The organism is Paenibacillus rhizosphaerae, from assembly GCF_014192015.1.
GTDB classification, from domain to species: Bacteria; Bacillota; Bacilli; order Paenibacillales; family Paenibacillaceae; genus Paenibacillus_AQ; species Paenibacillus_AQ rhizosphaerae.
This window is the reverse complement of the sequence record NZ_JACHXJ010000005.1, coordinates 510447-532316: the sequence shown is the minus strand read 5'-3', so window position 1 is coordinate 532316 and position 21870 is coordinate 510447. Positions and strand designations below refer to the sequence as shown.

15 protein-coding genes are annotated in these 21870 nt (G+C 45.2%); 1 reads left to right on the top strand and 14 read right to left on the bottom strand.

All coding sequences use genetic code 11. From position 1 onward, the window contains the following. Positions 1–2: 2 nt before the first annotated feature. Genes rfbC through FHS19_RS27745 form a run of 8 tightly spaced genes read right to left on the bottom strand, consistent with a single transcriptional unit; the run spans position 3 to position 8133 of the window. The gene (rfbC, locus tag FHS19_RS27780) at positions 3–551 is read right to left on the bottom strand and encodes a dTDP-4-dehydrorhamnose 3,5-epimerase (RefSeq protein WP_183585200.1); all 549 of its coding nucleotides are present in this window, start codon (positions 549–551) and stop codon (positions 3–5) included. A gap of 17 nt (positions 552–568) precedes the next feature. Then, positions 569–1312 carry a sugar phosphate nucleotidyltransferase gene (locus FHS19_RS27775; protein WP_183585198.1) on the bottom strand — a complete coding sequence of 248 codons (744 nt, stop codon included), beginning with the start codon at positions 1310–1312 and terminating at the stop codon, positions 569–571. Between the two features lie 25 nt (positions 1313–1337). Continuing rightward, positions 1338–2465, bottom strand: a complete 1128-nt coding sequence (locus tag FHS19_RS27770; RefSeq protein WP_183585196.1) for a CDP-glycerol glycerophosphotransferase family protein — start codon at positions 2463–2465, stop codon at positions 1338–1340. A 4-nt stretch (positions 2466–2469) separates the two neighbouring features. After that, on the bottom strand, positions 2470–3642 hold the full coding sequence (locus FHS19_RS27765) for a CDP-glycerol glycerophosphotransferase family protein (RefSeq protein ID WP_183585194.1): 1173 nt from the start codon (positions 3640–3642) through the stop codon (positions 2470–2472). Then, on the bottom strand, positions 3639–4037 hold the full coding sequence (tagD, locus tag FHS19_RS27760) for a glycerol-3-phosphate cytidylyltransferase (protein WP_183585192.1): 399 nt from the start codon (positions 4035–4037) through the stop codon (positions 3639–3641). Before tagD ends, FHS19_RS27765 begins: the two co-directional genes overlap by 4 nt. A 20-nt stretch (positions 4038–4057) precedes the next feature. Then, positions 4058–6565: a glycosyltransferase gene (locus FHS19_RS27755; protein WP_221224123.1), complete on the bottom strand. Its 2508-nt coding sequence runs from the start codon at positions 6563–6565 to the stop codon at positions 4058–4060. A gap of 36 nt (positions 6566–6601) precedes the next feature. Next, positions 6602–7339 (bottom strand): ABC transporter ATP-binding protein, encoded by a 738-nt coding sequence (locus tag FHS19_RS27750; protein ID WP_183585190.1) that lies wholly within the window; start codon positions 7337–7339, stop codon positions 6602–6604. A gap of 17 nt (positions 7340–7356) precedes the next feature. Beyond that, on the bottom strand, positions 7357–8133 hold the full coding sequence (locus FHS19_RS27745; RefSeq protein ID WP_183585188.1) for an ABC transporter permease: 777 nt from the start codon (positions 8131–8133) through the stop codon (positions 7357–7359). A gap of 139 nt (positions 8134–8272) precedes the next feature. Here FHS19_RS27745 and FHS19_RS27740 point away from each other — a divergent pair, with 139 nt between their 5' ends. Beyond that, positions 8273–10735, top strand: coding sequence for an O-antigen ligase family protein (locus FHS19_RS27740; RefSeq protein WP_183585186.1), 2463 nt, complete (start codon positions 8273–8275; stop codon positions 10733–10735). A gap of 56 nt (positions 10736–10791) precedes the next feature. Here FHS19_RS27740 and galU read toward each other — a convergent pair whose 3' ends face one another. The 6 genes from galU to uvrA all read right to left on the bottom strand — a co-directional run bounded on the left by galU (position 10792) and on the right by uvrA (position 21837). Then, positions 10792–11676 (bottom strand): UTP--glucose-1-phosphate uridylyltransferase GalU, encoded by an 885-nt coding sequence (gene galU / locus FHS19_RS27735; protein ID WP_183585184.1) that lies wholly within the window; start codon positions 11674–11676, stop codon positions 10792–10794. 179 nt (positions 11677–11855) lie between these two features. Then, the gene (locus FHS19_RS27730) at positions 11856–14369 is read right to left on the bottom strand and encodes a U32 family peptidase (protein ID WP_183585182.1); all 2514 of its coding nucleotides are present in this window, start codon (positions 14367–14369) and stop codon (positions 11856–11858) included. 513 nt (positions 14370–14882) lie between these two features. Further along, on the bottom strand, positions 14883–16841 hold the full coding sequence (locus tag FHS19_RS27725; RefSeq protein WP_246426845.1) for a copper amine oxidase N-terminal domain-containing protein: 1959 nt from the start codon (positions 16839–16841) through the stop codon (positions 14883–14885). After that, positions 16841–17995 carry a S1C family serine protease gene (locus FHS19_RS27720; protein ID WP_183585180.1) on the bottom strand — a complete coding sequence of 385 codons (1155 nt, stop codon included), beginning with the start codon at positions 17993–17995 and terminating at the stop codon, positions 16841–16843. The genes FHS19_RS27725 and FHS19_RS27720 overlap by 1 nt, the downstream gene beginning before the upstream one ends. A gap of 238 nt (positions 17996–18233) precedes the next feature. After that, positions 18234–18443, bottom strand: coding sequence for a hypothetical protein (locus FHS19_RS27715; RefSeq protein WP_076174517.1), 210 nt, complete (start codon positions 18441–18443; stop codon positions 18234–18236). A 532-nt stretch (positions 18444–18975) separates the two neighbouring features. Then, positions 18976–21837: an excinuclease ABC subunit UvrA gene (uvrA, locus tag FHS19_RS27710; protein ID WP_183585177.1), complete on the bottom strand. Its 2862-nt coding sequence runs from the start codon at positions 21835–21837 to the stop codon at positions 18976–18978. Between the last annotated feature and the right edge of the window lie 33 nt (positions 21838–21870).

Genomic DNA, 21870 nt, shown 5'->3' with positions numbered 1-21870 from the left:
TCCTAGTCAAAATTCAATTCCGCATCCCGCAGAAGCGGATGACGCTGGTCTTTATCCGAAAGAATCGGTTTGGACGTCGGCCAATCGATTCCCAATGCAGGATCGTTCCATAATATGCCGCGGTCATTTTCGGGGGAATAGTATTCGTCCACCTTATACAGGACTTGGGTGTTAGGGGTTATCGTACAGAATCCATGTGCAAATCCCTTTGGAACCAATAATTGACGATGATTGTGTTCGCTTAAAGTAACGCCGAGCCATTGACCAAAGGTAGGAGAGCTTTTACGCACATCTACAATGACGTCATAGATAACGCCGGTGAGCACGCGAATCAGTTTTGTCTGTGCTTTGGGATTCAACTGATAGTGTAAACCACGAATCACCCCGGGTTCCGCAGATAGTGACTGATTGTCCTGAATAAAGTTAAACTGTATGCCCTGCTGTCCTAAAACGGCTTCATTGTAGCTCTCCATAAAAAAACCCCGGTTATCTCCATGGACAACCGGTTCAAGTAAGGCCGCGCCTTGTAGGTGCAAAGGAGTGACTTTCATGTTGGGGGTTCCTCCTTTTAAAGTTTCAACCTTCCAAATTCATCGCCAAAAACCATCTCCCTAGCCAACTCATTAGCCCGTGCCAAGGAAGAATGCGTGCCTGCGTCAGTCCACCAACCTTTGAGAATGTCAAAGGTGAGCTCGTTACGCTTAATATATGCGTTATTTACGTCGGTGATCTCCATTTCGCCCCGGGCAGAGGGTTTTAATGTCCGAATGATATCGAATACTTGATGATCATACATGTAGATACCTGTTACCGCATACTGACTCTTTGGAATTTCTGGCTTCTCTTCTATAGAGATAATACGATCTCCTTCAAGTTCTGGGACTCCAAAACGCCGCGGATCAGCTACCTCTTGTATAAGGATCTTAGCCCCACGGGTCTGGTTTCGGAAGTTATTCACGAATGGAGTGATATCATCTTTAAAAACGTTATCCCCCAAAATAACAACCATTCGGTCATTCCCTACAAATTGTTCAGCCAAAGAGAGAGCCTGAGCAATCCCCCCTGCTTCGTCCTGAACCTTATATGTAAAGGAAACTCCCATTTCCCGGCCGCTGCCGAGTAGATTAACTACATCACCCATGTGCTCTTTGCCAGTGACAACGAGAATATCTTTAAGGCCTGCAAGCGATAATTTATGAGCCGCATGAAAAATCATCGGGTATTTCCCTACAGGAAGAAGGTGCTTGTTGGTTACTTTGGTTAACGGGTAGAGGCGAGAACCAGTACCGCCTGCTAGGATAATGGCTTTCACTAGTATCACCTCCTTGATATTAAATTTAGGAATTATAAAGCAAATTATATACTCTATCAGACGATTGACCATCAAGAAAATCAAAATGCTTTAATTTAAATTCAAAACTTCTCTGTTTCTCGTACTGCTCATTTCTAATTATATTAACTAGTTCATGTTCATTACTTGCAATGGGTCCAGGAACAAATTCACTGTAATCATAATAGAACCCTCGTCCATTTTGGATAAAAAAATCATAATCATATGGAAAGAATATCATCGGCTTCTCTAATAACGAATAATCAAAAATGATAGAAGAATAATCTGTGATTAGAATATCCGACAGGACAAGCAGCTCATTTAAACTTACTGTAGAATCAACAACTAACAAATTATCACTTTTGGGTAATCCGGAGAAATTGCTTATGATGTGCGGGTGAAGTTTAATGATAAATACATAATTATCTCTTAAATGTTCCGTTATAAATTCTATATTTACAGGTATTTTTGGATTATCAACATCATGATCCCGGAAGGTTGGGGCATATAGTATAGCTTTTTTTCCTGCTAAGTTTGGTAATTTGTTTTTTAGCCCCTCTTTTATTTTATTAATATATCCTGAATCAAGGAAAAAATCTGTCCTGGGTGATCCAACTGTATAAATTTTACTCTCGGGAATGCTAAAAGCACTTGAATAAGAACTCACCGCACTTTCTGAATTTAATATGAAGTGAGAAGTATGCTTATTCGCCAACTTTTCTAATTTTGCTAACAAACCATCGTTGTAATCTTGACCAAACTTCTTAATGGCCCCACAACCATGCCAAAGTTGCACAACATGGACACCTTTCTTGGTTTTTATCAGTGATAAGGGGAGGAAAATATTATCCATAAATATGGATTGCGCCGTTGCCATATGGAAGGACTTAAGCAAAAAAAATCGCGCACAAATAAAAAAACTCCTCGGAAAGGAATTAAAGCGATAATCCTCCCGAGTTATAAATATATATTTATTAAATTCTGCTTTTTGTTTTATATTTGTAAGCATGGCCCCAATATTCCCGGTTAAATCTTTATCGTGGGTCATAATAAAAAGCACTTTTTGTTTATTAACAGGGAACACACTATATAAATAAAACATCGCAGCAAACAGAAAGTAGAAAACCAACTTCATATTATTACCTCATACTAATACTTTTTATTTTTTCAACTACTCTTTGAGAGGCATGACCATCATCTGCATGATTAAACTTCCTCACAAACTGTAGATATTTCTCATGGTAAGAATGCTGATAGGTGTTCATATTTCTCAAGATATTGATCAACTCTTCCTCATAAAAAACAACTGGCCCCGGAGCTTCATCAACGATATTAAAATAAAATCCCCTTAATTCATTCTTGTACCTCTCGAAATCATACAAATAAAAAATCATCGGTTTTCCTAAAAGACTAAAATCAAACATAACCGATGAATAGTCTGTTATAAGAACATCAGATATTAATAATAGTTCTTGGATATCCTGTTCATAAGAGAAAAACCGAACAGATTCACTAGAGGCCATATCCATTTCCACCAAATAATGACCTTTAATTAGAAACGTATATTCATTATTTAGTTGTTTTATCAATTTGTGTAAATTGCCAGGCAAGTTTAATATCCATCTTCCTGAGGTCTTATACTCATCATCTCTCCATGTGGGTGCATAAAGTACAACCTTTTTCTCTGTTGCTATGTTCAGTTTCTTTTTTATTTCCAATATTTGTTTACTATTATGGTTCATGAATAGGGAATCGTTCCTTGGATAGCCAATTTCCCAAATTTCTTTTTTGAAGTCAAAAGCGTGCCTGAAAACCTCTGTTGAATATTTATTTTGGGAAATCAAATAATCCCAAGAATTTACACACCCCAAAAAATCCCTTTTATATTGTTCTAAATCAGTATGACCGCCCATATTCAGCACCGTCATGTCCATCGCAAGTTTTTTCAAAGGAGTCCCATGCCAAGTTTGTATGAATATACTTCCACTGCGTTTTTTAAATATATTGGATTGTCTGGAATCAAAAATCCATATAAATGCAATAGCTGCATAAAATAACTGTTGCAAACCATTACGTTTAATTAACGTACATTTCCCAGGAATATTGATACTAGGATCTTCAAATACCCAAACACAACGATAATGCTGATCCAATCCCTGCCTAACCATCTCTTCATAAATATATTTAGGATTTCCTGTATAATTTCTTCCGACACTGCTCTCGAATAAAATTACCTTTTTATTAATTGGAAAACAAAACATCAAAATTCTGTAAATCAAGGCGTATATTCTCTTAAAAATCAGTTTACTCATGCGTGAACCTTTTTATATAAATCACGTTTGATTTGAGTGGTTGAAATCCCCTCTGTTCTAGGCAGATAAACTACTTCACAATAATCCTTGAGAAAATCAAACTTCCCTGTCCAATCATCACCCATGACAAATACATCAATATCAAATTTTTGAACATCTAAAGTTTTTTGTTCCCAATTTGATTCCTCAATTACACAGTCCACAAATTTAATTGACTCCAATATAGTCTTCCTACTTCTAAAAGGGAAATATGTTTCTTTATTCTTGATTTTATTGAATTGGTCATTCGATAAACCAACTATAAGATAATCTCCAAGTTCTCTAGCTCGCCGCAATAAATTAATATGACCTTCATGCAATAAATCGAACGTTCCATATGTTAATACTTTTTTCATGTCGGTCTCCTTTATAACATTTATTTATTTGGACTGAAACCGCATACTTCAGTATAAAACATTTCCATTGCTTTGTTGTTGTACTCCACAAAGTCAAAACTTTTAAATTCCATATTACCTTCCAGATATTTAATCATTCCATTAGCAATACCATCTATACTATTCTCCACTAATTCACCGAATCCACCCTCTAGAACACTCCTTGATCCTGGTATATCAGTTGACACTATAGGTTTATTAAGTACCAATGTTTCTAGTAGTACCATAGGTTGTCCCTCATGATTTGAAGATAAAACGAAACAGTCGCACATTTTAATAAGTGCAAAGGGATTTTCCAACTGACCTGTAAAAATAACGTGATCTTTTATGTTAAGCTGATTAACTAGTTTTTTTAATTTTTTTTCTAGTATGCCTGACCCAATAATATATAATTTTGCATTGCTGAACTTTTCTAAAACATTGGAGAATGCAAAAATTAGTTTTTCTTGATCTTTTTCTGGAGACATTCTACCCATATTCACAAAATTTATATGCTCGCTAGTAGGAATTTGAAAGCCAGAGAATGAAAGTCTCCCCCCACTTAATTCAAACTTATTTATAAAAAAACTAGTATTATCATATTCAAAAGCTGTTCTTTCTTTAGACTCATTAATTATTTTAGTATAGTCTATTGAGTTATTAACAGTTGCAACCTTCTCCCTCGGCAAGTTGAGATTCAGCGCATTTAAATTTTTAGTATGTTCGGAAACAGAAACTATTTTGTCAAAATACTTATATAGAGAAAATACTACATTTAAATTAATTCTATGTTTATAAACACCATTAACCTTCTTATTTAATTCTGCAAGCATATCGTTATGTTGATAAATTACTTTTCTTGAAAAATCGCCGAAGGAAAAAAGAGAAGACCAAAACGGGACATATCCACTAAAATCAATGACAATATCAAATTTCGAATTACCAAATAATCTTGATATTTCCCTTTTATATAATTTCCTTGGCACTAATAACTCGTGAAATTTACTTTTAATTCCTAGTTTTTGAATTATCATATTTCTATATACTTCTAATAAAGTTGCATTCATGCTGCCCACTCTGTAAAAGCGCTTTGCTTGATTATTTATTTTTAACAAGTTTAATGTTGATATATTATCATATTTTCCTTTATCAACAATGGCAACATTATATTTATCGTAATCTATATTATTTAATAAATTAATAACAGACGATGTTATTCCGTTATTTAAAAATCCTCCACAGTACATTAGAATATTCTGCTTATGATCATCAACTTTAAAGTAATTTATGTTATGCAGATCACCGACTATAACTTGAGCTATTCTATTAGAAACTTCACCATCCTCATGTCTACAAAATTTCAACTTAAATGATAAGTACTGTTCTTTAAATGTGTTTCCCACTTCCTCAATTTGGTTTAAAACATCACCTAACTCCTCAATTTCAGTACAAATTGGGCCTGGCAATTCAGATTCCTTTATATAAAGTCCCCTAGATTGCAAATACTCTTCTTTATCATACATAAAGAAAATAATCGGTTTATCAGTTACTAAAAAATCAAAGAATATACTGGAGTAATCTGTAATTAGTACATCAGTAGCAGCTAAAAGTTCATTAGTATCTAGCCAGTCAGGAATGCAAATTCCTTGTAACTCAGTATCGTTTTTAATAAACTTATAAACTAAAGTATGAACTTTTAAAATCAATATAAAATCTTCTGGCAAAGAGCTTTTTATAGCTAAAATATATTTTTTTATTTCATCCACTTTATTCTGTGTCTTACCTACCTCACCGCGCCAAGTTGGGGCATACAGAACTATCTTTTTTCTTGAAATATCCTCACCAAATATTTTCGACAAATAACTTTTAATAAAAGGATTCATTTTTCTAAATGTTAAGTCTATACGAGGGTATCCTTCCTCAACAATGATTCCTGGATAAATACCTTTTAAATCATGTGATTCTATAAGAACATTTGATGTGAACCTATTTGGTGACAGAATATAGTCAGCTTGGAGAAAATTACGCTGAATGTTTTTATGCTGTCCTATTTCCCCACCCATATCTTTACCTAGTGTTTTTAATGGTGTACCATGCCAGGTATTTAAATAGATTTGTTCACTTCTTTTCTGAAAATATGTAGGAAATGTCACATTGTTTATTAAATACTTAGCCGATGTCAAATATTTCAAATATGGTCTACTGCCTACTTTTACAAAGATAACATTCTTATTTTCACGATAAGCATCTGAGTACGGATTATTTTCATTTAAAGCCCATACGTGTATAAAGCCGGAAAATCGAGGATTATTTATTAAGTTACTGAATATTGCATAAGGATTGTCGTTCATACTTTTACCATGATACGACTCATAAAACACAACATTATTTCGGATCTTTACTCTTTCAAAATAATAACTGTACAGTAAACGTCTTCTAAAATTACTATCCTTTGCAAAACTAATTATTGGTTTTAATAAATATTTGATAGATTTTTTTATGAGCGACAAAATTAAGACACCTCTTTTAAAATAAAAAGTTAATTTTCATTTCATTTTATATTTACTCACGACTTTTTTCGTTTCATTTATTTCTAGTACTCTTCCTTTATCTAACCATAAAACTCTATCGCAAATTTTCTCGATTTGACTCATCGAATGAGAAACAAATAACACAGTCGTACCATCCTTAATCATGGACATAATTTTCGCTTCACTTTTTTCCCTAAACTTGATATCCCCAACGGAAAGAACTTCGTCCACGATCAAAATATCTGGTTTAACGATTGTAGCTATTGCAAATCCTAATCTTGCCTTCATTCCTGAAGAATAGTTTTTTAAAGGGGTATGAATGAATTTTTCTAACTCCGAAAATTGGATGATCTCATCTACGTGTTGATCTATGAATTTCCTAGAATAACCTAATATAAGACCATTCAAATAAATATTTTCCTTACCGGATAAATCACCATTAAACCCCGCACCTAGTTCGATGAGCGGAGCAATGTTCCCCTTCCGCTTCACCTCTCCTTGCGTAGGTTTTAATATCCCTGAGATCACTTTAAGCAAGGTGCTTTTCCCCGCTCCGTTGGAACCAATAATCCCAAATACCTCACCTTTTTCAACAGAGAAGCTAACCTCTCTTAGCGCAAAAAAATCCTCATATTTAATTTCCTTTTTTATTTTTTTTATTAGAAAGTGTTTCACTGAAGTGATTTTCTCAGATGGCAACCTATACATCATTGATACTTTGTTAACTTCTAATACAATCTCAGTCTTTTCCATGTTCTCCTCTTAGCCCTTTATAGATAATAAATGAACTTATCTTGTTTTTTATAAAACATAAGCAGTCCTACTCCAAAAATAAGCAGAGAATAGATACTAGTTATCGCTACGGTCCATATCATCGGGACCTCACCTTGAATAACAACGCTCCGAAAAATATCAACAATGCCGAATAACGGATTGAATTCGAAGATTATCTTGTACTGTTCCGGGATAATCGATATCGGATAAAATATCGGAGTCATATACATAACAACAGTCAGAACAATAGAATACAAATGCTTGATATCCCTAAAAAACACCGTAATGGTCGATAAAAGTAAACCTACTCCGATCGAAATAATCAAAAGACAAACAAGAGGAATAATAACAAGTATATTTGTCCAATGAAACCCTACACCTGTTACAGCCATAACAAGTGCAAGAGGTATTAAAGAAATAAAAGTTGTTATAAAGGAAGAACATATCCTTGAAATAGGAAATAAATATTTAGGTACATACACTTTACGTATCAATTGCCCGTTATTATTAATTGAATCCATGGCAAAGTTAGTAGATTCAGAGAAGAACTGATATATAAGTCTCCCAGTTAGCACATAGACTGGGAAATGCTCGATGTGCTGTTGAAATACATTAGAGAAAATAACCGTTAGTACAATCATCATCAGCAACGGATTGAGCATACTCCAAAATATACCTAAAACAGAGTTGCGGTACTTGATTTTAATATCCTTCCTAATAAGCTCAATAAATAAATCTTGATACTTTACAAAATTTTTATATTTAGAAGACATGATTTTACCTCAAACTAATTTTTTGAATACAGAAATAGAGAATATCCCAGAATAATGCATCTTCCTGTCGAATTCTAGCCCGAATTATATCATTTATGTTAAAATATTGTCGTATCTCACATAAAGGAGAATGTAAACTTTGTCTAATCCAGTATACGGTAAACAGGCTAAAAGGTCGAGTAACGCCGAAAAAAGACCAGTACTTTTATGGGCGTTAATTGTTTCCATTATTGCTTTTCTAGTTTGGACTCCGTTCCAAGTCGCTTTATTTAACGGTCAGATGCTAGAGTTTGAAAAGCCTTTGTTCTGGGGCACTGCTCTTTCAAGCATTTTGCTGCTCCTATGGATCGTAAATTACTACAAGAGCTTCAAATTGGCTGAACAGCGGGACTGGCTGCCAATAGCTGTTTTATTATTACCTATTACATACCTATTGTCGTATTTTGGAGCTGCATCGCATTATTTGGCGATGAACATGGTACTTGTGGAATGCTTGTATGTCATGATATTTATCGTCAGTCTCTACCTGCTGCAGGATCGGAAGGCTAACCAAATTCTTCAGGTCGCCATTATGACCGTGGCTTACATCGTCGTCGGATTCGGTATCCTCAACTGGTTTGGCCAAGGAAAATTTGCCGGGTCGCTTGTTGCGTGGTTTTCTAATGGCGTGATGAACGGTAAATACACCGATGCAGTCATGAAGGATTCAAACGGCTTACGTCTGACCTCAGTGTTCCAGTATGCCAATACCTACGCAGCGTTTTTGATGGCCTTTTTATTTGCAGCCGTATTTTGCCTGATTCGTTCGAAGAAATGGTATGGCCAGGCGATTCATGCCTTTATGCTCGTACCTATCATCGTTTCGATCCTGCTCACCCTGTCGCGCGGGGGGCTAGTCATGCTCCCAGTAGTGTTTGTTCTTTTGCTTCTCTTCCTGAAACCTGCCAAGCAAATTTTGTGGGTGATCTACTGCGCGATTGCAGGTATTGTTTCCCTAGGAATATCCAAGGAAGTCACTGACTTAGGACTGCAATTAAATAAAAAATTTGCCGCCGGGGAGGCGACGAAAGCTTGGGCTTTCCTGTTGATTGCTTCTCTGCTTGTTGCTCTACTGTGCTGGGTCATTCAAAAGTTCCTTGCCCCTAAGCTGGAGCAAGGGCTTACCAAATCATCTGCTAAGAAGCTCGCTAATCTATGGATTCCGATTGGAGCAGTCATTGTCGTTGGTGTTGTAGCGTTCCTCCTGATTGGGACCAGTGTACGTGATATCCTTCCGCAAAATGTAAGCACCCGCTTGGAGAACATTAACTTCAAGCAGCACAGTGTGCTCGAACGGATAACCTTCTATGAAGATGGCATGAAGGTTGTTAAGGACTACCCTGTCTTAGGAGCAGGAGGCGGTGCCTGGGCTGCTTTATATGAGAAGTATCAAAACAACCCGTATACCAGCCGGCAGGCACATAATTTCTTTGTGCAATATCTACTGGAAGTCGGGATTGTCGGGTTTGTGATCTTTATGGCTTTTGTCATCTACATTTTTTATAAATACATTCGGGGTTATATCAAGGCGGACGAAGATGGTAGAGATTCCTATTTCCTCTACCTCATCTTAGCCCTATCGATTCTGCTTCACAGTATTTTGGACTTCAATATGAGTTATGTTTTTATTGGTATCCTGGTGTTCGTGGCACTCAGTGGAATGGCCGCTGGAATGGATAGCCAACCCCTGCGTAGATTCACCTGGAAAACAAAGGGTGCGGGATGGACGTACAGCCTTGTGGTGGGTATTTACAGCATTGTTGTACTTATCACATCGATCCGATTTGTTCAAGCAGCTGATGCCGGGCTGGAGGCGAGAAAGATCGTGCAAACAAGTACGTCTTTTGAGGAGATTAAGGCTCCATTGGATAAAGATCTGGGTATCCGAAGCAGTCATCCGGACTCTGTCCTATTGATGTCTTCCCTATACCAATCAGTCTACAAACAAACTCAAAATGAATCCTTTTATAATGCGGATTATGCTCTCCTAACCAGTGCTTTAAAAAAGGAGGCTTACAACAAAAATATCATCAACGCTCTCATTACCAACTACCAATTAAAAAATGAGCAGGACAAAGCGTACAACACCTTAGTTGCCAATGCGCCTAAATTCAACTGGGATATTGAGTGGTATGAAAGATTGATTACTCAGGGCTTTGAATTAGGTTATGCTGCATTGGGTCAAGGGGATACTGGATCAAAAGATAAGTACTTCAAAGAAGGAATCGCTGCATTTGAAAGGGTACAAGCCGGCCTTAAGCATCTAGCGACCATACCGAAGGAACAGCTGACTGGTCGACCGTTCTCTAACTCGCCGATGATGATACTGGATGCTGGAAAAATGTACTATATGACAAACCAACTGGATAAAGCTGCAGATACTCTCAAGAAGGGGCTAAAAAAAGATCTTAGCGATTCCACGAATCGAGAAATCGCCCATTGGTACGTAGCTGCTATGCAGAAACAGGGCTCCAATGACCAAGCCGTTCTGGATCAGCTGATTAAAGCAGACCCTACCGAAAAGGAACAGATTAAGAATTTGTTAAAATTAAATTTTAAGTGAACATGAAGAAGGAGCTCACGAAGTGTGAGCTCCTTCTTTTATTTTAAATATTATAATTATATTGAGTGTTTTCTTTCGAACTCCATAACTTCATACATGTATTCCAGTAACTCATTCCTCAACTCGTCATTTTGGAGCGCATAATGAATCGTAGTCCGGATAAAACCCAATTTCTCACCTACATCATGGCGAAGGCCATCAAAATGATATGCAAGAATTTGCTCGTTTTCGCCTAACCGGGCAAGTGCATCCGTTAATTGAATTTCCCCATTAACCCCTTCCTTCTGCTCTTCAAGTAGTTGGAAGATTCCCGGAGTTAATATGTACCTGCCCATGATTGCCAAATTAGACGGCGAATCCACAGGCTTAGGCTTTTCAATGAGAGCATTAGCCTGATAAACTCTATCGGTCATTTTCGCAGCAGCCACAATACCGTATCTAGATACTTCATCCCACTCAACAGGCTGAACTCCAACGATGGAAGATTCATAGTGCTCATAAATATCGATCATCTGCTTCAGGCAAGGAACGTCTGCCTCAACGATGTCGTCACCTAGAAGCACAGCAAACGGCTCATCGCCAATAAACTTACGAGCGCACCAGATTGCGTGTCCCAGGCCTTTAGGTTCCTTTTGCCTTATGTAATGGATATCGGCCATTTCCGAAGATTTACGAACTTCGTTTAAAAGCCCCCATTTCTTTTTTTCCGTTAGGTTATGTTCTAATTCAAAGGAGTAGTCAAAATGATCTTCAATAGATCGTTTTCCCTTGCCTGTCACGATAATAATGTCTTCTATTCCAGAGGCAACAGCTTCCTCAATAATATACTGAATCGTGGGTTTATCCACAATAGGTAACATTTCTTTAGGCATAGCTTTGGTTGCCGGGAGAAACCTTGTCCCCAGTCCAGCAGCTGGAATAATAGCTTTGCGAATTTTCATTACTATATCCTAACTCCGTTCTTTTAATGTGATTAATATTCATTATAACGGAAAATATTGACGCAGGACATGCCCAGTCTAATGATAATTATTTTGTGGTAAAAAAAGACAGGATAATATGGGTATCCTGTCTTTCTGAACTTTCTATAAGTGATAAGGATAAACCATCTGATAGCTCTTTATTTCACCAACTGCCCACGAGTTACGCCAAGCTGATTCGTCGCTTTCAGCGTCTTCCACACCTGCGTGCCGCTGATTTCGCCGCGCAGGGCGCGGTTGTACAGGTCGATGACCTCATGCACCTGTTCCGGCGTTTCCTCCAGAAACTCGACGCGGTAGGTCGAGACGCCGAGATCCATGAAGTTCGTCAGGTACTCGGCACCGGACTGCTCGATGGCGTTGTAGACCGTGTTGCGGCAGCCCTCGTCCACACGGACCGGGTGGGACATGCCGATGCGGTCCTGCAGGGACGCCCGGTGCGATTCGCACGGACGGCCGCAGTTTGTGAAGTCGGTGCCTTCGCTCAGGAAGGTACAGTATACGCAATGCTCCGTATGGAACATCGGCAGATGCTGATGGATGACGATCTCCAGCTGCGACGTTTTGGAGCGCTCCAGCAGATCGACCATCTGCTGGATGTTCAGGTCGTAAGACGGCGTGACCAGGTCACAGCCGGCTTCGAGGAACAGATCCACCGCTTTGTGGTTGGCGATGTTCAGCGAGAAATCGCCAATCAGCTGCGGATGATCGGCATCGGGGTTTTCCATCCGGTGGCGCAGGTAGAAGTACAGCGCCCCGGTGTTGCGCACAAGCACGGCGTCCGGCTTGAGGCGCAGGATGTTTTTGTGGTAGCCGTTCTCGTTCGGCATATGGATGCGCGGCGTTGCCAGAGCAATCCGCTTGCCGGCGGCATGAACGGCTTCCACCGCTGCCGGGAACTGCTTGATGAACTCGAAGTCGGCGTATATCATCTCTACGCCGGCTTCGAGCGCAGCCTCAACCTGCGAGAGGCTGCGGCACAGCGCGGTGAGCTTCGCCTCACCGCGGGCCACCGGCGATGCGCTGCGCGCGGCATCGCTGAACACGGTCGCCGCCCGTTTCACATACACGGGCGGCTTCGGGCGCTCGCCTGCGAGCAGCTCCACCGCCCGGCGGCGGATGTTGTTCAGCTCGCGCATCGGCACGATGACGTCGCCCTGCAGGTCGACGTCCAGCTTCTCGAGCTGGTAAACGGTGCCGCCCAGGCGGCCGAACTGCTCCTCGAGCAGAGCGTAATCCATCGGCCGCTTCTTGGCGATTTCCAGCTCCATCTCCGAGTCCACCTGCACCGTCGTGCCCTTCTGCACGTCGGTCCAGACGGTGGTCAAGAGACCGCCGGCATGGCCCACGGCTTTGACATGTACCGGGAACACCCGGTACGGCTTTTCCGTCTCAAACGTTTGGCGCAGGCGCTTGTCGAGCGCCGGATCGTTCGTTTTCCAGATGCGGTCGCCGACATGCAGCTTCCGCAGGTCCACGTCGCTCCGGCCCGGAACGATGTCCACGATCCAGCCTTCGCCGGCTTCCCCGTCGACCTTGACGCCTTTGCGGCGCAGGTCGTAAATCCGTCCGCCCTCTTCCTGCTTCGTCGGGTCGCCGGCGTCGAACACGATGCCGTCACCGCGCTTCAGCGGCGCTTCGATCTTGCAGACGACGCCGTCGCGCAGGATCTTTTCGACCCGTCCGACGTACACGCCGCGGCTTTTCGGGAACGTGCCGTCCACCAGCTTTTTGTTGTTCGTGCCTTCGAGGAATCCGTGCGTAAAGCCGCGCGAAAAGCTCTGCTGCAGCTCGCGCATTTCCTCTTCGCTCGGCGGCGTGTTGTCGCCGTCAAAGTAACGGTCGATCGCCTTGCGGTACTTGCTGACCACGTTGGCCACATACTCGGGGCTCTTCAGGCGCCCTTCGATTTTAAAGGACGTGACGCCCGCCTCGATCAGCTCCGGCATCAAATCGATGGCCGCCAAATCTTTTGGCGACAGCAGATAAGTCACATCGCCCATCGGCTTCTGCTCCCCGTCCACGATCAGGTCATACGGCAGGCGGCAGGCCTGCGCGCATTCGCCGCGGTTGGCCGAGCGGCCGCCCCACATTTCCGACGTCAGGCACTGACCGGAATAGGAGACGCACAGGGCGCCATGAACGAACACTTCCATCGGAAGCTTCGCCTGTTCCCCGATTTTTTGAATCTGCTTCAGGTTGTTTTCGCGCCCCAGCACGACACGCTCCATGCCCCACGGCTTGGTGAATTCCACCGCTTCCGGCGAGGTGATCGTCATCTGGGTCGAGCCGTGAATCGGGAAGTTCGGGGAAATTTCCCGGATCAGCTTCACCAGCCCCAAATCCTGCACGATCACCGCGTCAACCCCTGCGTCGATGCAGGCGTCGATCAGTTCCTTGGCATCCTCCAGCTCGTTTTCAAACACTAAAATGTTAAACGTCAAAAAGCCCTTCACGCCATAGCTGTGAAGAAACGACATGATCTCCGGCAGCTCCGCCATCCGGAAGTTGTTCGCCCGGGCCCGGGCGTTAAACTTTTCCACGCCGAAAAAGATCGCATCCGCTCCGTTGGCCACCGCCGCACGCATGCAGTCCCAGTCGCCGGCCGGCGCCAGAAGCTCCACGTCTTCCCTTCTTAATGCCAGTTTGTTCATCTATATCCTCCCAAACCGGTCCTGCCGGTTCTCATTCTAGAATTCTCGTACCTTTGCAGACCTAACGAAAAGAATCAGCAGCATAACTGCTGCTTTAACTTATCTAGTGTACCAGACATCTTCCGATCCTTCTACCATCCCCACGAATTATCTCGATTCCCATAGGAAGGCAGTAATTTTCGCATTTGCTTTACTATCAGGTTATCCGCGTTTGGTAGGGTGCAAACCAGGTTAACGGACCAGCGAGCATTATATAGTGTGAAAAACTCAATATGCAGCAAAACCGAGCAGCTCCAAGACGTCATAGCCGCCGGTTACAGCAATAATCAACATCCTCTAGCGCATCCCAAATCCCGCCCAGAACAGCACAAGACATCAAGCCTTTATTACTCCCCGGATCCGCCGGCACAACAAAAACCGGAACAGCCTTCGGCTATCCCGGTTCCTGGTCAAAATTATTATTTTCTGCTGCACTGATTCGACAGCACCTATCTGACGTCCACCCGTTCAGCTTTATTCGGCAGCCGCAGTGGTCTTGACTTCATTTTTTTTCGTAAACGTAAAAGAATTCAGCGTCTCATCCAGCGTCTTCTTCTGAATATCCGTTGCGTTGGCGTCGTTCAGGGATGCGGACAGCGTAAACACCGTTCCGTTATGCTGAACGACGATTTGGCGCGCGCTGTACGGAATGCCGTCCTTCACCTGATGGATGGAAAAGACGACAGCCGGCTCGCCGGCAAAGGTCGTGTTCTCTACCTTTTCCAGCTTCAAATCCTTCTGATCCTTCACGGCTTCATTGTAGAACGCCTTCAGCTGGCTTACGGCTTCTTCAAAGGAACTATCCTTCTCGGCCGTGATCATCATGTGTCCGCCCACGAATTGGTATTCCACCGGCGACAGCTCAAACTGGTCACGGTTCGCACTCCAGTACTGCGGAATACGAATTTGGTACTGATAGGTTTTGGACGTCTTGGTCGTTCTCTTGGATTTATCGATCAGGAACGTATTCTCTTCCATACTGCCAAAGGATTCCGGCACGACGGTAAAATCAATGTTGATCCCGTTCATCAAATCCTTGAACTTGGCCACATCCGCCGGCTGGTCTTCCGGTGCTGCATATTCCACATAATAGCGGTAACCGTCCTTCAAAATCATCACTTCATATTCGCGGATCCAGCCGTCGCCGTAGTTATACCTGGCTTCGTTCACCAGCGCCTGTTCCCCGGATACCTCCAGCGGGTAGGTATTGACGACCTCGTATGAAGTTTTGACAAAGGACTCTTCCAGCCATTTCTTCATCTGTCCGCCCCACTGGTCGAGTGAGTCGCCTTTAGGGCCAGTGGACACGTTCAGCTTCAAATAGCTGCCGTCCTTGCTTTCATAATACATGTCCGCATTGTCCATACTCCAGTCGGCCGGGATGTCTAAAGCAATGCCGTAATCCTCGTTATACACGCCGCGCATGCCATTCTTGACGGTGGACAGATCCTTTACGGTTTTATCCGCCGGATTAAAGCTCGTATCAAAAGAGTTCAGCAGCCCGGCATATTTATTCAAGTCCTTGAAATTGGACGCCTGCAGGTCAGCAAAATACAGCTCGTACAGGCGATGATGGCTCGAATACATCCGGCACTCCCAGAAGGTTCCGTCCCCGTCCTTGGTCACAATACGGGCATACGGCACCTTTGCTTTGGGGAAGGTCCCCCGGTCCACTACCATCTCGCCGCCTTGTTTGGCGTCCTCCACCAGCCGATCCAGCAAATCATCGGTGCTTAGATCCGCATCCTCATCGGAAGCGTGGACTTCAATGTAGTACTTTTCCTCTGCATCGTTAAAAGACACAATACTCTCGGTCTCATCGCCGCTGCCGACGATCAGGCCGCTCGGATAATTCATCGTCCAGCCGTAGTAGCTGTTGCCGATCTTCGTCTTGCCTACATCCGAATCGATCCCCGGATCTTGCGGACTGGCATCATCCTCCGAAGGTTTCAGGCTGATCACCCATTCCCCCGCCGATCCTGTGTTCATTTTCGCTCCGATGCCTTGCGCCACCGCACGAAGCGGAACCATCAGGGTGCCGTTCACCATGGACGGGGCAGCCTCCAGCTTTACTTTGTGTCCGTCCACCCAGGCCAGCTGGCTGTCGATCGTTAGGCTGATCTGATGAGGGCCGTATCCGATTTTAACCACATTATTTTTTTCCAGCTTCACTTCGCTGCCGAACGCTTTGTTGAACACGCCCAGCGGTACCATCACGGTTCCATTTTTCTTGAACGGCTTCAATATTTGTACCGTCTGTCCGTTAATCACCGCCGCGGTGCTTCCCGTCTTGAGCTGCAATGTCAGCTTGTCCGATCTGCTGTCCGCCCACGCGGGCAGTGCGGCTGCCAGCATGATGACGCCGGCCAGTGCCGCCGATCCGATCTTACGCAACGCGCTTCCCTTCATCCGTGACTGTCCCTTCTTCCCCATTAAAATTCCTCTCCCGGTCCGCTCTCGTCTTCGTAGGCGTCACCCTCAGTGCCCGCCTGCGACAGAACCAGCTTCCGCTCCACGATATCCCCGCCGCTCTGCATAAGCAGCTTAACCGTTTGCCCCGGCAAAAAGGACTTAAACATTTCGTTGATGTCCACGACCGAGGTCACCCGCTTGCCGTTAATGCTGTAGAGTACGTCGTCCTCCTGAATGCCGGCCTTTTTAGCCTGATCCGAGAAGACCTTCGTTACGGTTAACGGATCGTCCGTCGGCAGTCCGACTATGGCAGACCAACTCTCTTCCATGTTGAATCCAAGGCTTGGGCGCTTCACTTCCCCATACTTGAACAGCTGTCCCATCACATACTGCACCGTATCCGAAGGAATGGAAAAGCCCATATTTTCCACGCCTATGGCTGCGAACTTCAAGCTGTTGATCCCGATCACCTCGCCCCGCATATTAACGAGCGGCCCCCCGCTGTTGCCCGGGTTAATCGCTGTATCGCTTTGGATCAGCCGGTAAAAAGCGTTCACGCCCCGGTTCAGGCCGCTGACGACGCCCACCGTCGCCGAATTCCGCAGGGAAAAAGAGATCGGCGTGCCGATCGCAATGACCTTCTCCCCTACCTGTGCGGTTTGTGCGGACTTGGCAAAGACCGCAGGCACTAAAGATTTGGCATTGATTTTGATCAAGGCAATATCACTTGTTTCGTCTATGTATGAATCCACAATGCTATAAGATTTACCGTCGGATGTGACGACCAGCGTACCTTCCAGTCCGTTCACCACATGCGCGTTAGTCACGATCCATCCGTTGGACCTCACGATGACCCCTGTACCGTGCGCCAAATTGTAGCGGTTGGTCGCGCCTCCCGTCAGCGTCGTATCCGTCGAGCGACCGATGATCCCTACAACCGAAGGCGATATGTCTTTCACGATTTGCGGTACCGGATCCGCCGCCACCTGGACGTTGGCTGTCTTTGCTGTAGATGCGCCGGATGCCGCTGTTTTAGCCTTCTGCGCAGCTTGTCCCGCCTTGGATGCCGCTGTGGCCGTCTTGCCTGTGCTCTGTGCCTCGGCCGCCGCGCTTCCGCTGACGAGCACAATCGTGCTGAGCAGCGTAATGACCCACTTTTTCCCCGTCGGTTTCATTCCCTCACCTGACCTTATCTTTATCTTGATCTGCAGATCACCGGAGCCTATCCTTTCCCCTGAATCATAGCCTCAATGTATCACACAAACCGGGCGTGTACAATTGCTGGAAGCCCTATATTTAATAGGAAAATGACACAGCATACATCCCAAATGGCTAAAACAAAAAAAGACCCCTTGTCCGCCGGTTAGCGAAAGGTGTCTTCATTCGTCGCAACTTCGTTTAAGTTGTATCCGATTAGCTCATCCAGTTCTGGATCATGGCAAAGTCGGACGCTAAAAAGACCAGCAAGCAAATCACGCTGAATCCGATTGCAAATTTGTTCTTAACCGGTTGCTTCACCAGACGGATAATCCCGATCAGGATCAAAATCGTAAACAGGATCATGAATACGTCAAAGGTATTGAATTTGGATGCAGCCGATGCAGCAGCTTCTGCAAGCAACATGGTTGGACCTCCTCTTGTGGCTTCGCTCATTTTACATATCTCTTTACATGTTATCGTTCTGGGCGATGAGATGCAAGACTTCGGATGTAAAAAATTGAAATTGTCATAAAATCGCCTTTTTCTGGTAATTGAGGCTGGTCGCCTCCGATGGATAACCCGTGTATAGAAACCATATCCTTTATATTATTACCCGGGTTGCCTTCATTTTATGAAAAATGGCGCTTATTTCCGGACGGCTGGCCACCCATTCTTTGGTTCAACTTACACAGAATCTCCGGAGCTTATGCTTTCTTCATATAAGAAAAACGTCTATCGACGTACCTTCAAAGAAGACAGACCGCGTCTAGCGGAAGTTTTTATTGCGAGATCAGGAAGCGGAGGCTCCGAAACGTATACTTTCTGATCTCTTCAAAAAAAATCATGCCTCCCCCGCCATTCGCGGATTTGGAGACATGATCTGGTCTATATCCTTATTTCGCGTAATCGTTCCACATCGGGCACTGGTTACGGCATTGGAGCTAACTGGTCACCATTAGCTTGTTACCTTCAAAGCTTCGCTGCGCGCCGTGTCGCGCTCCAGGACCGGCTTCAGGTACTTGCCTGTGTACGACTGCTCGACCTTCACGATTTGCTCAGGCGTGCCGGAGGCAATAATCGTTCCGCCGCCGCTGCCGCCTTCAGGCCCCAGGTCGATAATGTGGTCGGCCGTCTTGATGACGTCCAGATTGTGCTCAATGACGAGCACGGATTCCCCGGAATCGACCAGACGGTGAAGCACGGTCAGCAGACGGTCGATATCGTCGACATGCAGACCCGTCGTCGGCTCATCCAGAATATAGAGCGTCTTGCCGGTGCTGCGCCGGTACAGCTCGGAGGCCAGCTTCACGCGCTGCGCCTCGCCGCCAGACAGCGTCGTGGCCGGTTGTCCCAAAGTGACATAGCCCAAGCCCACGTCGAGCAGCGTTTGCAGCTTCCGGTGGATTTTCGGAATGTTTTTGAAAAATTCTGTTGCGTCTTCCACCGTCATTTCAAGCACGTCGGCGATGCTCTTTTCCTTATACTTAACCTCCAGCGTTTCCCGGTTATAGCGTTTGCCTTTGCAGATTTCGCACGGCACGTAGACGTCCGGTAGGAAGTGCATCTCGATCTTGATGATACCATCCCCGCGGCAGGCTTCGCATCGTCCGCCCTTCACGTTAAAGCTGAAGCGTCCTTTTTTATATCCACGGATTTTGGCCTCGTTCGTCTGTGCATAAATGTCACGGATATCATCAAACACGCCAGTGTAGGTTGCCGGATTGGAACGCGGCGTACGGCCGATCGGCGACTGGTCGATGTCGATGACCTTCTCCAGATGCTCGAGCCCGCGGATTTCCTTGTGCTGGCCGGGTCTGACCTTGACCGCCTTGTTGAGCTCCCTGGCAAGCGTTTTGTACAGGATCTCATTGACGAGCGTCGATTTGCCCGAACCGGATACCCCCGTTACTGCCGTGAAGACACCCACCGGAATTTTGGCGTTGATATTCTTCAGGTTGTTCTCTCTCGCTCCGCGGATCTCCAGCCAGCGGCTATCCGGCTTGCGGCGTTCCGTATTGACCGGAATGAACTTGCGTCCGCTCAGGTATTGGCCGGTCAGGGAGTTCGGGTCCTTCATAATTTCCTGCGGCGTCCCTTGCGCGATGACGCGGCCGCCGTGAATACCGGCACCCGGGCCGATATCAATAATATAGTCGGCGGCCATCATCGTATCCTCGTCATGCTCCACGACGATGAGCGTATTGCCGATGTCCCGCATATGCTCCAGCGTGGAGATCAATCGGTCGTTGTCCCGCTGGTGCAGACCGATGCTCGGCTCGTCAAGAATATAGAGCACGCCCATCAAGCTGGAGCCGATTTGCGTGGCCAGGCGAATCCGCTGGGCCTCTCCTCCGGAGAGCGTCCCCGCGGCCCGGCTCAGCGTCAGGTAATCGAGTCCGACATTCACGAGGAACCCGAGGCGCGCGTTGATTTCCTTCAGGATCAAATTCGCAATCGAGCGTTCCTTCTCGGACAGCTCGAGCTGGTCAAACAGCTTCATCGCTTCGCCGATGGACAAGCTCGTCACATGCGCCATATTGTAGTCGTTGACAGTTACCGCAAGCACTTCTTTCTTCAAACGGTGACCTTTGCAGACTTCGCACGGCTTTGCGCTCATGAAGTTTTCAATAAATTCGCGGATGCCTTCGGAAGCCGTTTCACGGTAGCGGCGTTCCAGGTTCGGAATGACGCCCTCAAACACCACAAACGCTTCTTTCCGCTGTCCGAAGTCATTTTCGTAACGGAAGCGGATCTTCTGGTTCCCTGTTCCGTACAACAGCTTGTTCATGTCTTCTTCCTTCAGCTGGCTGACCGGAACATTCTGGGGAATGTTGTAATGCTCACATACCGACTTCAGAAATTGCGGATAATAGTTGGACGTACTGCCTGTCCACGCCAGAAAAGCTCCGTCCTCGATCGATTTCTCCCGATCCGGAATCAGCAGCTCAGGGTCGACGATCATCTTCACGCCAAGACCGTCGCATTCCGGGCAGGCCCCGAACGGGCTGTTAAACGAGAACATCCGCGGGGACAGCTCCTCGATGCTGAATCCGCAGATCGGGCAGGCGAAATTGGAGCTGAAACGCAGCTCTTCCTGGCCCATAATATCGACCAGCAGCTGGCCTCCGGACAGCTTCAGCGCTGTCTCGATGGAGTCCGCCAGACGCGCCTCCACACCTTCCTTAACGACGATCCGGTCGACAACGACCTCGATCGAATGCTTCTTGTTTTTCTCCAGTTCGATATTTTCGGAGAGATCACGCAGCTCGCCGTCTACCCGAACACGCACGAAGCCCTGCTTGGCCACGTCGGTAAACAAAGACTTGTGCTCACCCTTCCGGCCGGAAATCATCGGTGCCAGCAGCTGCAGGCGCGTCTTCTCCGGGTACTGCATAATCCGGTCGACCATCTGCTCGACGGTCTGGGACGTGATTTCAATGCCGTGCTCCGGACAGTGGGGATGGCCCACGCGGGCAAACAGAAGCCGCAGGTAATCGTAAATCTCGGTAACCGTTCCGACGGTAGAGCGCGGATTGCGGCTCGTCGTCTTCTGGTCAATCGAAATGGCCGGAGACAGTCCGTCGATCGAGTCGACGTCCGGCTTCTCCATCTGCCCCAAAAACTGGCGCGCGTATGCGGACAGCGATTCCACATACCGGCGCTGCCCTTCGGCATAAATGGTGTCAAACGCCAGGGAAGACTTGCCCGAACCGCTCAGTCCGGTTAAAACAACAAATTTATCACGGGGAATCGTGATATCTATATTCTTCAGATTGTGGGCCCTGGCACCCTTAATGACGATATTTTCGCTGGCCAATGGTCGCTCAACTCCTTTGAAAGGATCTATATA